13 protein-coding genes are annotated in these 12,754 nt (G+C 49.4%); 8 read left to right on the top strand and 5 right to left on the bottom strand.

What is annotated here, in order from left to right; all coding sequences use genetic code 11:
* Positions 1-12: 12 nt before the first annotated feature.
* The 3 genes from MEALZ_RS16755 to MEALZ_RS16765 form a co-directional block, all read right to left on the bottom strand.
* Positions 13-480 carry a DUF494 domain-containing protein gene (locus tag MEALZ_RS16755; RefSeq protein ID WP_014149843.1) on the bottom strand — a complete coding sequence of 156 codons (468 nt, stop codon included), beginning with the start codon at positions 478-480 and terminating at the stop codon, positions 13-15.
* Between the two features lie 137 nt (positions 481-617).
* Positions 618-1,670: a DNA-processing protein DprA gene (dprA, locus tag MEALZ_RS16760; protein WP_014149844.1), complete on the bottom strand. Its 1,053-nt coding sequence runs from the start codon at positions 1,668-1,670 to the stop codon at positions 618-620.
* Between the two features lie 44 nt (positions 1,671-1,714).
* Positions 1,715-2,770, bottom strand: coding sequence for a LysM peptidoglycan-binding domain-containing protein (locus MEALZ_RS16765; RefSeq protein WP_014149845.1), 1,056 nt, complete (start codon positions 2,768-2,770; stop codon positions 1,715-1,717).
* Between the two features lie 115 nt (positions 2,771-2,885).
* On the opposite strand from MEALZ_RS16765, the gene def reads away from it, so the two are divergent.
* From def to rpsI, 8 genes are all read left to right on the top strand, one after another.
* Entirely contained in the window at positions 2,886-3,398 is a 513-nt protein-coding gene (gene def, locus MEALZ_RS16770) for a peptide deformylase (RefSeq protein ID WP_040575895.1), read from the top strand.
* Positions 3,395-4,318, top strand: a complete 924-nt coding sequence (gene fmt / locus MEALZ_RS16775; RefSeq protein WP_014149847.1) for a methionyl-tRNA formyltransferase — start codon at positions 3,395-3,397, stop codon at positions 4,316-4,318. The genes def and fmt overlap by 4 nt, the downstream gene beginning before the upstream one ends.
* Positions 4,319-4,324: 6 nt before the next feature.
* Positions 4,325-5,614 carry a 16S rRNA (cytosine(967)-C(5))-methyltransferase RsmB gene (rsmB, locus tag MEALZ_RS16780; protein WP_014149848.1) on the top strand — a complete coding sequence of 430 codons (1,290 nt, stop codon included), beginning with the start codon at positions 4,325-4,327 and terminating at the stop codon, positions 5,612-5,614.
* Positions 5,592-6,182, top strand: a complete 591-nt coding sequence (locus tag MEALZ_RS16785) for a DUF4390 domain-containing protein (protein WP_014149849.1) — start codon at positions 5,592-5,594, stop codon at positions 6,180-6,182. Before rsmB ends, MEALZ_RS16785 begins: the two co-directional genes overlap by 23 nt.
* Positions 6,164-8,308, top strand: coding sequence for a sensor histidine kinase (locus MEALZ_RS16790; protein WP_046061224.1), 2,145 nt, complete (start codon positions 6,164-6,166; stop codon positions 8,306-8,308). Before MEALZ_RS16785 ends, MEALZ_RS16790 begins: the two co-directional genes overlap by 19 nt.
* 19 nt (positions 8,309-8,327) lie before the next feature.
* Entirely contained in the window at positions 8,328-9,689 is a 1,362-nt protein-coding gene (locus tag MEALZ_RS16795) for a sigma-54-dependent transcriptional regulator (protein ID WP_014149851.1), read from the top strand.
* A gap of 129 nt (positions 9,690-9,818) precedes the next feature.
* Positions 9,819-10,247, top strand: a complete 429-nt coding sequence (rplM, locus tag MEALZ_RS16800; protein WP_014149852.1) for a 50S ribosomal protein L13 — start codon at positions 9,819-9,821, stop codon at positions 10,245-10,247.
* Between the two features lie 11 nt (positions 10,248-10,258).
* The gene (gene rpsI / locus MEALZ_RS16805; protein ID WP_014149853.1) at positions 10,259-10,651 is read left to right on the top strand and encodes a 30S ribosomal protein S9; all 393 of its coding nucleotides are present in this window, start codon (positions 10,259-10,261) and stop codon (positions 10,649-10,651) included.
* Here rpsI and MEALZ_RS16810 read toward each other — a convergent pair.
* Complete coding sequence (locus MEALZ_RS16810) at positions 10,648-10,884, bottom strand: hypothetical protein (protein ID WP_162472984.1); 237 nt, start codon at positions 10,882-10,884, stop codon at positions 10,648-10,650. The two genes, rpsI and MEALZ_RS16810, sit on opposite strands and share 4 nt — an antisense overlap.
* Positions 10,885-11,175: 291 nt before the next feature.
* A complete protein-coding gene (ilvA, locus tag MEALZ_RS16815) occupies positions 11,176-12,708 on the bottom strand; it encodes a threonine ammonia-lyase, biosynthetic (RefSeq protein ID WP_014149854.1) in 1,533 nt (510 codons plus the stop codon).
* Between the last annotated feature and the right edge of the window lie 46 nt (positions 12,709-12,754).

The raw sequence follows: 12,754 nt of genomic DNA on the forward strand, positions 1-12,754 counted from the left end.
AGGAAAATACGATTAGTGTAAGTAAGCCGGTATGAGATCATAGACAATGTCCTCCATTCTTGAGAATGCGATTTCTTCGTCGGGCTGACTGAGCAACACCATCAGTACGATCCATTTCAATTTTTCCAATGAAATTTCTTCATTTTCCAACGCCATCGCGCGATCGATTACGATTTCGCGGTTGGCATGCGATAAGATGCCGCTGTGTTCAATGAACATCAGAAAATTACGGCATTCCAAATCCAGTTTCTCTTGTTCCTGACTGGAAAAAATCCGAAATGCGGTCGGCACCGTCGGCGTAATTTGCCCTTGCAGGCTAAGCGATTCGAGCCAATCAAAAGCCTTGACCACTTCGACTTGATCGAATCCCGCTTCTTCCAGCTCTGTTTTTATCAACTCGTTATCCGGCAGGATATCAATCTCATCTTCCATATAGTTTTCAAACAGATACATAATTACATCAAAAATATTTTCTTTCATAGCGGGTCTTCTTTAAAAAAGTTTCTATACGGAACCCTTCACTCCGCGAGGAGGTTTCCTTTTTGGAATCGATCCGATTCCTCCGTTTTCGCAGCCGGTTTCGACTAAAAACGGCGGCACTCCTTGTACTGCGCCATTTATTGAACTCGGGTATAACAGCCACCCGAAACGGATTCTACGTACCCTTGAAGCTCCAAAACCAGCAACATCGACGAAATAACTTCGACCGGTAACCCGGTATTTTCCACTAAACTATCAATGGAAGTTGGACTGAACATAATTAGATTCAATAATGTTTGCTGCTCAAGGTCAAGCGTTGTTTGTCTCAATTCCGTAAAAATATCCTCATCCTGTTGATTATACTGATTTAATTCTTCAAGGATATCGCGCGCGGTTTCAACCAGCTTAGCGCCCTCACGAATCAAAGCATTACAACCTCTTGCCAAGGGGTTATGAATCGAGCCCGGAATCGCGAACACTTCGCGGTTCTGCTCCAAAGCCATACGCGCAGTAATCAAAGAACCGCTTTGTTTGGCTGCCTCAACCACCAGTAGTCCGATACACAAACCGCTGATAATTCGGTTACGCCTAGGGAAATGATCGGCTTTCGCCCCGGTTCCGGGAGGAAACTCTGAAATCATTGCACCGTGATTGACAATTTCGGTCGCCAATGATCTATGACGCGCAGGATACACACGATCCAGCCCGGTTCCCGCTACGGCAATCGTGTAACCTTGAGCCTGCAAGGCGCCTTTATGCCCGGCGGCATCGATACCCAAAGCCAATCCGCTGGTGATCACAAAGCCTTCTCTTGCCAAAGCTTTAGCAAATTCGGTGGCGGTTTCGACACCTAAATGGGAAGGATTTCGGCTACCTACGATCGCGATTTGCGGAAGCGCCAAAATATCCGGATTTCCTCTAATAAACAATAGTGGCGGCGGATCGGCGATTTCCTTTAACTGCGTTGGATAACAAGGGTCGGCTAAAGTCACCGCCAAATGCCCAGGTTGCTCCAACCAACGCAAATCCTGCTCTACCGTTGTCCAATCGGGATTGCGTATCGCTTGAACGACCGAATCCTTTAGCCCGAGAGCGGACAATCCACTGCTTGACTCGGAAAACAATTGCTGAGGAGTATGACTGTCGAGCGCTTTAAGAAACGACCGACAGCCGAAACCCGGCGTGCGCAATAAGGCAAGCCAGTATTTGATATCGGAGGAAATTTGAAAATTTTTCAGGGGGTTTGAACTTTATCTAGTACGTGAATCGCTTGGCGCGCTTCCATTACCAACGCATAACTAATCCGATCGAAGGCTCGGAAAACCATCAAGGTTCCGGCCAACACATTGGGTAATTGAATCGTATCGTTCCTTATTTTACTAAAAGGATCTCGAACGGACTTCCCTTTTTTGTAAATATCGAGCACATGCCCGACTTTCAGGCCATCGGACACCCCCTTATCGATCGCAACGACATTATAGCGCCCAATTTGAGTAACGCCATCCAGCACACTAATAATACTACCTTGTATTTCGGTTTCCGGCGACTTAGGAAAGTAATGCAGGGTAAAATCGCCTTCTTGGTGCGGCATAAGCCTGTCGCCCATGCGAATCTCGCTGGTCGAACGCGTAACAAGCAACGTTGCAGGATCGCCGGGCTCTTGTAGCGTCGTATTTGCAACAAACGTAGCTTCATAACCCAAAACTTCTTTGGTTTCGGCACTGACGAAAGTATCGCCTTTCCGATAAATAGTATAGGTCAAGCTTTCCGGCTTTTCGATCGCACGAACATAAACACGATCGCCTGGGGCCGCAACTAGATGTTCGCCTGCGAAATCGATGACATAAGGCGAGTTTTCCAAATCATCCTGCCCAACCACGCGCGGCGAGGCCAGATATTTGGCAATTTTTTCGGAAGGAATTAACTCGATCGCGTCGACGAGATCCATTTCACGAATACGAGGATAGAGCTTAACTTCTCTTGACGAGCCTAAATCGCCGGCGAATCCTGACGGCGACAAACTTAAGCGAGGCTTACCATCGACTTCGGAAAAATAAATGGTATCGTCCGGATAAATCAAATGCGGATTATCGATTTGCGGATTACCTTCCCAAATTAAAGGCCATTGATGAGGTTTTCGCAAAAATCTTCCCGAAATATCCCACAACGTATCGCCCTTAACTACCGTATATTGATCCGGATGAGAAGGATTGACCTCTATTTCCTGCGTCCAACCGGGTATGCTAACTGCTAACGAAACGATCAATACAAAAATTTGTCGAAAAGCCATAGAGAGTTCCTGAGACGAGAGATCCGGTAATATTATGCGGTCTGAATTCAAAGTTTAGATGAATTCATATAAAATTCCAGAATTCTAAAATTGTAATATGATAGTGGAGAAATTGTTGAGCATTCTAACTATACTCGAGTTCCCGGATGAGCGCTTGCGTAAAAAGGCGGCCCCGGTCGAAACGGTCGATGCCGATATCAGGAAACTCGTCGACGATATGTTCGAAACCATGTACGAAGCTCGCGGCGTCGGCTTGGCCGCGACTCAAGTCAACGTTCACAAGCGAGTCATTGTAATTGACGTCAGTGAGGAGAAGAAATCTCCGCTGTGTCTAATCAATCCTGAAATCCTTGCCAAAGACGGCATCGAAGAAACCGAAGAAGGCTGTTTGTCGGTCCCCGGTTTTTTCGAAACAGTCAAACGCGCCGAACACATCAAAGTACGCGCCCTCAATCGCGACGGCGAATCATTTGAATTCGAGGCCGAAGATCTGTTGGCGGTCTGTGTGCAACACGAAATGGATCACTTAGAAGGCAAGTTGTTCGTCGATTATATTTCGCCACTGAAACGCCAAATGATTAAAAAGAAACTGAATAAAATTCATCGATTGGAACAAAAAGCCTCATGAAAATCGTTTTCGCCGGCACCCCTGAATTTGCCGTGCCTACGCTACGCATGCTGATTGATTCAAACCATCAAATTTGCGCGGTGTATACTCAACCCGACCGCCCCGCAGGACGCGGACGGCAATTGAAACCCAGCCCTGTCAAGGAACTGGCAATGCAATCCGGAATTCCGATTTTACAACCGGAATCTTTTAAACCCGATCATCACTTTCAACAACTAGCGGCGTTCGAACCGGATTTGCTGGTCGTGGTCGCCTACGGTATGCTCTTGCCGCAGCAGGTACTGGATTTACCGACATTCGGCTGCATCAACGTACACGCTTCGTTACTACCTCGTTGGCGCGGCGCGGCGCCGATTCAAAGAGCCTTGATCGCCGGCGACGAAAAAACCGGCGTCACAATCATGCGCATGGCACTCAAGTTGGATGCCGGCGACATGCTACATAAAGAAGAATATCGTATTACCCCCAAAGACACGGCGGGAGATCTGCATGACAACCTGGCCAAACTAGGCGCGCTTGGCATGAGCAAGGTATTACCGAATATTGAAGATAATACACTGCGTCCGGAAAAACAGGATGAAAGCCAAGTCACTTATGCCGCAAAACTCGAAAAAAGCGAAGCGAATCTAGACTGGAACGAATCTGCTGAACAATTGGATTTAAAAATCAGAGGCTTCAATCCGTGGCCGGTAGCGCAAACGCGTTATAAAGATCAAGTTTTACGTATTTGGTTAGCCGAACCGCTCAGCGGTCTAACCGATGCGGAACCCGGTACGCTACTCAAAAACGGCAAACACCTTGATGTCGCCACCGGCGACGGATTACTGCGCCTGCTTGAAGTCCAACTGCCCGGCGGCAAACGTATATCCGCCTCCGCCTTTATAAATGCGCACGATGTAACCGCGCAAAGCCTGGGTTAATCCTCTGTGAACTTAAGAAATCTCTCGGCCCGGATTGTGAGCCGGGTATTGAAAGAAGGCCAATCGCTAACCGCAGCCCTCGAACAATCGCTCGGCACGATCGAGTCAGCCAATGACAAGGCTTTCGTTCAAGCGCTATGCTATGGTGTCATTCGTGAATTTTACCGGCTCGACTTTCTGCTCGGACAATTATTGAATAAACCGATCAAAGACGATGAGATCAAGGCCTTAGCCTTGATCGGTCTTTATCAGCTCGAATACATGCGCGTTAAAGCCCATGCCGCGGTTTCCGAAACGGTTTCGGCCGCTCCCCGAAAAAAGCCTTGGGCAAAACCGCTGCTCAACGCCATCATGAGAAACTATCAAAGACGCAGAGATGAATTACAATCGCTGGCCGACAACGACCCGGTAGCGGCAAGCAATCATCCGCAGTGGCTAATCGACACGATCGGCTCAAATTGGCCGGAACAAGCCGGGCACTTATTGGCCGAAAACAATCTCCAGGCACCAATGACACTGCGCGTCAATTCAGCACGCATCGGCCGAACCGAGTACAAAGAACAGCTAGCCGCCGCCCAACTCGGTGCAATCGAGACTTCCGAGTATCCTTCGGCTCTCATCCTTGAGCGACCGGTTCCGGTCGAACAACTGCCTGGGTTTTCCGAAGGCTTGGTTTCGGTACAAGACCTTGCCGCGCAACTTTCGGCCGAATTACTGGACTTAAAACCGAACCAACGGGTACTGGATGTCTGTGCGGCCCCCGGCGGAAAATCGGCACATATTCTGGAAATGCAAGCGAATTTATCCGGGCTCACGGCGATCGACATCGATGCCAATCGCATGCAAAAAGTCCGAGATACTTTACGGCGCTTGAGGCTCGATGCCGAATGCATTGTCGCGGACGCTTCGCAACCTAACGACTGGTGGGACGGCGTTCCGTACGACCGAATCCTACTCGATGCGCCGTGCTCGGCACTTGGAGTAATCCGCCGACATCCGGACATTAAATTACTGCGCAAACCCGGCGATATAGCCCCATTACAACAACTCCAGCAAAAGATCCTCGAAGCCGTATGGCCTTTGTTAGCCCCGGGCGGCTTACTGATTTATGCGACGTGTTCGATTTTGAAGGAAGAGAACGAACTACAAATCCAAAGGTTTTTAAATCATCACCAAGACGCTACGGAATGGCCTATCGATTGCAACTGGGGCATGGCGAGACCCCAAGGCCGACAAATATTGACCGGCAGCCAGGCAATGGACGGATTTTATTATGCGCGTATTCGCAAGCACTAACCGCCTACTATCGATAGGCTTATGGATTGCGCTACTTGCCGGACTAGTGGCTCGACCGGCTTTTCTTCACGCGGACGACTCGAAGATTGAAGTCCGAAGTATCGACTTCGCATTGAGAGACGGCCAATATTACTTATCCGCAGATATTCACTATCAATTGACTCAAACCGCTCGCGAAGCACTGCAAAAAGGCATCCCCTTATACTGGGACGTGCTGATTAAAGTCGTTCGCGAGCGCACTTGGCTTTGGAACAAAACCCTGGTTGATTTCAAAATTCGTTACCGTATCCAATATCACGCCTTATTGAACAACTACCGAGTCACTAATATCACATCCTCAGACAGCACGAGTTATGCATCGCTTTCCGCGGCATTAGCCGGCATGTCGGCGATCCGTAACATTGCCGTACTTAAAGAAGACGATCTCGTTGAGGACGAAAGCTATCAGGTCGGCGTCAAGACTCGTTTCGACCGCGAAGCGCTACCCTTGCCGCTCCGCCCCGCCACATACATCAACCCGCAGTGGTATTTATCAAGCGATTGGTTACAATGGCCCGTGCAAAGATGAGATTCCCCCTTGCCCCGTTAATTGCGGTGTTGTTCGGATTAGTTTTGCTGTCTCTGCAATTAATGAGTTCGGCAACCCAAGAATCCTCGCAACTCAACGAGATGTATTCTTCGTTGCTGATTATCAATGCATTGGGCTCGGTCGTCTTGCTGGGACTGATTGGCGTCAACATCGTCTCGCTTATCCAACAGCTCAAAAAACGAGAGGCAGGGTCTAAGCTAACGATTCGCATGGTCTCGCTGTTCGTGCTTTTGGCGCTGGCCCCGGCCGGCATCGTTTTTTTCTTTTCGATGCAGTTTTTGCATCAGGGTATCGATAGTTGGTTCAATGTCGAAATCGACCGGGCGATGGAAGACTCGCTCGAACTCAGCCAAGCCTCCCTTGACCAACGGATGCGCTGGCATTTACGGCAGACTCAGCAACTCGTCGATCAACTGTACGAAACCAAGTCCGAAACGCAACGCATGGATGACCTGGAAAAAATACGCGCACAAGCCGGCGCAGCAGAAATGACCTTATTTTCCAGGCAAGGTCGCATCATTGCTTCGAGCAGCATCAACCCCGGCGATATTCTCCCGCATCTTCCCGACGAACATGCCTGGCTGGACGTGCGTCGCAACGACCACTATGTGTCGATCGACTCAACCAAGGAAGAACAACTGCGGATACAAGTTATCGTCACTGTCAGCACTCAAGACATTCAATATCTTCAAGCATTGTACCCGGTCCCGCTTAGAATCATGGACCTAGCCGATTCGGTCGAATTCGCATTCGTACGCTATCAGGAAATGAATTTTCTACGGGATTCGTTGAAACTGAGTTTTTCGCTTGCCTTATCGCTGGTATTGCTGATGAGTCTATTAGCGGCCATCTGGGTCGCATTTATCAGCATCAGAAATATCGTCGCGCCGGTCAAGGAGCTAGTCAAAGGCACACAAGCTATTGCAGCGGGCCATTACAACCAACAGCTCCCGGTCCTAACCCAAGACGACCTGGGATTTCTGGTTATCTCGTTCAACGACATGGCCCAACGTATCGCCAAGGCCCGCGACGAAACCCGACTGGCCGGTATCGAAGTTGAGAATCAACGCGCTTATCTGGAAACAATTCTAGCCAACCTGACGGCCGGTGTGATAAGTTTTGACAAGGATTTTAGAATCCGCACGGCCAACCAGGCCGCCTACCGTATCTTTCATCTACAAGTCAGCGGATTTTACGGGCAAACTTTGTCGGACTTATCAAAAGAGCACTCGGACTTAGCCGATCCTTTGCGAAAAATTCAACATTTGCTTGAAAATGCCGAGGATATTTGGGAACAACGCATCGCCTTCCTGGGCCCCAACGGCCTGCAAGAATTGTTATGCAGAGGAACCCCGCTCTACTCGCCCGAAGGCCGTAGCATAGGCGCTGTCGTCGTATTCGACGATGTCACCGACCTGATACAAGCGCAAAAAAATGCCGCTTGGGGTGAAGTCGCTCGGCGTCTAGCTCACGAAATCAAAAACCCGCTAACGCCGATACAATTGTCGGCCGAACGTCTGCAACACAAACTCGCCAATGAATTGCAGCCAAAATCGCTTGCAATATTACAACGCTCCACAGAAACCATCGTCCAGCAAGTCGAAGCGATGAAAGAAATGGTGGACGATTTCTCCGAGTATGCCAGAGTCTCTAAAAAGCAAACCGAGCACATCAACCTGCCCTCGCTAATACAGGAAGTTCTAGCCCTTTACGCCTCGCAGGGCGGCGCAAAATTTACCACTTCGGTCGAAGAAGAGATTATGATGATCAACGCTGACCAAATCAGTATTCGACAGGTTCTGCACAACCTGATAAAAAACGCCTTAGAAGCCACTGAAAAAAACGGCAACGTAAAAATCACAGTGTCTAACCGGTTTAAAAATAATGCCAGGTTCGTCGAAATGGCTTTTCATGATGACGGCCCGGGCATTAAAGAAGAGCATTTGGATAAAATATTCGAACCTTATGTGACAACCAAGGCAAAAGGTACTGGCTTAGGACTAGCCATCGTCAAAAAAATTATCGAGGAACACGGCGGAGCCATTTGGGTCGACACAGGCTATAAAGCCGGAGCGGGATTCGTGATCCAACTCCCAGCCGTTTAACGCTATTACTTACTTAATTATGAATGCAAAAGCAGCACACATCTTAGTGGTCGACGACGAACCGGATATTCGTCGACTGGTTCATGAAATCCTGGAAGACGAAGGCTACGAAGTCAGCACCGCTGAAAACGCAGGCCAAGCAAGGCAATTAAAGAACGAAAAAAAACCGGACTTGATCCTACTGGATATCTGGATGCCCGATACAGACGGGATAACGCTCCTTAAGGAATGGATCGCCGAAGGCGGTTTTGCCTCTCCGGTGGTGATGATGTCCGGACACGGCTCAGTCGAGTCCGCCGTTGAAGCCACGCGACTAGGCGCTTATGACTACCTTGAAAAACCTTTGTCTCTGGCCAAATTATTGTTGATCGTCGAACGGGCCCTCGAATCGCGTCAATTGCAAACCGAACTGCCCGTTCCGAAGGCATACCAAACATTGGATTTCGAACCGGTCGGAAAAAGCGCAACGGTCGCCAGAATTAAAGAACAACTGAAACGTCTCGCGCAACACGATACCCGCGTGCTGTTCGTCGGCGATGCCGGAGTCGGTAAAGAACTCTATGCCCGCTATCTACATAACCATAGCGTACGACGGGACTGGCCGTTTGTCGACGTCGCGGTCGGTAGTCTTTCGCCGGAAAACTCGGTGATCGAGTTTTTCGGCAAGGAAGAAAACGGCAAAGTGATTCCGGGTTTACTGGAACAGGCTCACGGCGGAACCTTGTTTCTTTCGGAAATCGCCGGCATGGACAAAGAATCGCAATTAAGACTGCTCAGCGCATTGGAGTCTCGATCCTTTTTACGTAGCGGCGGAGTCAAATCAGTCAGCGTCGACGTCAGAATCGTCACCTCGACCCGCGTATCGCTCGAAGAAGAAGTCAAGGCCGGTCGGTTTCGGCGGGATTTGTATTATTTGCTCAACGAAATCACGATGGAAATTCCGCCGCTACGCGAACATAGCGAGGATGTACCGGCTCTGCTCGGGTTCTATGTCGATCATTTCATGAATCAGGAAAAGCTACCGTTTCGAAAATTTTCGATGGCTGCCCAAAATTATTTAAGGAATTACAGTTGGCCCGGCAATGTACGCGAACTGAAAAACCTGGTTCAACGCCTGATGATTCTCGGCGTAGGCGACGACATGGAACTCGACGAAGTCAAAGGCGCATTGGGCGCAGTGGTCGAACAAACCAGCGGCAGCTCGTTGGTACCGGAGTTTTATAACTTGCCGTTGAAAGAGGCACGGGAACACTTCGAAAAAGCCTATCTCGAATACCATTTCGAAAAATCCGGCGGCAGCGTTGCCAAACTCGCTTCGATCATCGGCATGGAACGGACGCATTTATACCGTAAATTACACGCATTGAATATCAAGCTATAGAAAAACAAAGCCCAAAGCAAGACAGCGCATAGGTTAACCTTCAGAAACAATAAATAAACTTGAAAAAACCTAGCGACTCTAGTAACATCCCCAGTCTTTTATTGGGTCCTAACAGAATAAACAGTAACGATGAAAACTTTTAGTGCAAAGCCAGCAGAAGTTAAGCGCGATTGGTACGTAGTTGATGCAGAAGGGAAGACGCTAGGTCGGCTTGCCACTGAAATTGCGCGCCGTCTTCGCGGAAAACACAAACCCGAATACACACCGCACGTCGATACCGGCGACTATATCATTGTCGTTAACGCTGAAAAAATCGCAGTGACCGGCAATAAAGAAAAAGACAAGATATATTACCGCCACACAGGTTATATCGGGAATATGAAATCCGTTAACTTAGGCAAACTCAGACAAACCTTCCCAGACCGTATTATCAATACAGCCGTGCAAGGCATGTTACCAAAAAATCCATTGGGCCGCGCAATGTTCAAGAAATTGAAAGTTTATGCGGGTCCTGAACACGATCATCAGGCTCAACAGCCGAAAGTTTTAGAAATTTAAGCGGGTAGATCATGGCAGCAGCTCAGTATTATGGAACAGGCCGTCGTAAAAGCGCTATAGCGCGCGTTTACGCAACCTCCGGAACCGGTAAAATCACTATCAACAGTCAAAGCATCGAGCAATATTTCGGACGGAAAACCGACCAAATGATTTCTCGCCAACCGCTAGAATGCGTTGATATGACCGACAAATTCGATATCAATGTCATCGTCAAAGGCGGCGGACCTTCCGGTCAAGCCGGCGCAATACGTCACGGACTTGCCCGAGCGTTGATGGAATACGACGAAGCGCTGCGCCCCTCCCTTAGAAAAGCAGGATACGTCACTCGCGACGCACGCATAGTGGAACGTAAAAAAGTCGGCTTGCACAAAGCCAGAAAACGTCCTCAATACTCCAAACGTTAATCGCTCACCCGATTTCCGAACCAAAAAGGCCGCATTTTCCGAATGCGGCCTTTTTTATGCCCAAAACCCAGACCGCCGTGGGCATGCGCGGTAAGCGGTAAGCGGTAAGCGGTAAGCGGTAAGCGGTAAGCGGTAAGCGGTAAGCGGTAAGCGGTAAGCGGTAAGCGGTAAGCGGTAAGCGGTAAGCGGTAAGCGGTAAGCGGTAAGCGGTAAGCGGTAAAATGATGCAGCATTTAAATCGCTTGTCAAGCGCCGATTTCACCTTTCACCTTTCACCTTTCACCTTTCACCTTTCACCTTTCACCTTTCACCTTTCACCTTTCACCTTTCACCTTTCACCTTTCACCTTTCACCTTTCACCTTTCACCTTTCACCTTTCACCTTTCACCTTTCACCTTTCACCTTTCACCTTTCACCTTTCACCTTTCACCTTTCACCTTTCACCTTTCACCTTTCACCTTTCACCTTTCACCTTTCACCTTTCACCTTTCACCTTTCACCTTTCACCTTTCACCTTTCACCTTTCACCTTTTCTCCTCCCCACCACCGGCAAACAAATCATAAGCCGGATTAGCTGTTTGTTCCGTATACTCGAACCCTAAGCGATTCAGGCACGCTTCAAACGCGTAGCGCTCGGTATTCGGCATTTGCAACCCGATCAACACCCGCCCGAAAGCCGCGCCATGATTGCGGTAATGAAACAAACTGATATTCCAACGATCGCCCAAAGCCGTTAAAAACTTCAATAGGGCACCCGGACGCTCAGGAAATTGCAAACTGTAGACCTCCTCATTCAGCGCACGCGGCGCATGACCGCCAACCATATAGCGAATATGCTCCTTGGCGAGCTCGTTCGCGGTCATATCGACTACGGTAAAGCGTTCTTCCTCGAGGCACCGAATCACTTCCGGTTTGTCAGATTCGGCACCGCTGGTCGCAAGGCCAACAAAGACCTGAGCGTTACGCGCGTCGAAATAACGATAATTAAATTCTGTGACATTACGGTTGCCGAGCATTTTACAAAAACGCAAAAAACTGCCCGGCTCTTCAGGAATTTCAACGGCCAATAAAATTTCCCGATGCTCGCCGACCTGAGCCCGCTCGGCAACATAGCGCAAACGGTCGAAATTAATATTCGCACCGCTTTCGATCGCAATCAACGTTTGATCGACGATGCTTCGGGTTTCAACATATTTTTTCAAGCCTGCCAACGCCAATGCGCCGGCAGGCTCGGCAACCGAACGGGTATCGTCGAAAATATCCTTGATCGCCGCGCAGATTTCATCGGTATTGACCGTGACGACCTCGTCGACCGTATGCCGCAAGATCCTAAACGGTTCCTCACCGATCTGCTTGACCGCGACCCCATCGGTAAACAGACCGACCTGTTTGAGCACGACCCGCTCGCTCTCCTTCAAAGCCTGGTTCAGACAATCGGCATCGTCCGGCTCGACACCGATCAACTTGACCTCGGGGCGCACGAATTTGATATAGGCCGCAATGCCGGCAAACAAACCGCCACCGCCGACCGGTACGAACACCGCATCGAGCGCACCGGTTTTCTGCCGTAAAATCTCCATTCCGATCGTACCCTGCCCGGCAATAACCTCGATATCGTCATACGGATGAATGAAGGTCATATTTTTGTCGGCGGCGATTTCCCGTGCCCGCCCATAGGCTTCGTCATAGGAATCGCCGAACAAGACGATCTGGGCGCCTCGTGCTCGCACCGAGTTAACTTTAATTTCGGGCGTCGTTTGCGGCATCACGATCAACGCATCGATACCAAGCATTTGCGCCGACAAGGCCACGCCTTGCGCATGATTGCCGGCCGAAGCCGCGATCACGCCATTAGCCTTCGCTTGCTCGCTTAACGTCGCAATCTTGTTGTACGCGCCGCGCAATTTAAACGAAAAGACCGGCTGCAAATCTTCGCGCTTCAAATAAACCGCATTACCTAGTCGTTTGGACAAGCCCGGCGCAAAATCCAGCGGCGTTTCCTCCGCAACATCGTAGACGCGGGCCCTCAATATTTTTTCGATATACTTGACTAACATGTTTAAAAAACGGATGAGCTCTCGATTTAGATGCGTTATTATCACA

It is taken from the genome of Methylotuvimicrobium alcaliphilum 20Z (assembly GCF_000968535.2).
In the GTDB taxonomy this organism is placed as follows: Bacteria; Pseudomonadota; Gammaproteobacteria; order Methylococcales; family Methylomonadaceae; genus Methylotuvimicrobium; species Methylotuvimicrobium alcaliphilum.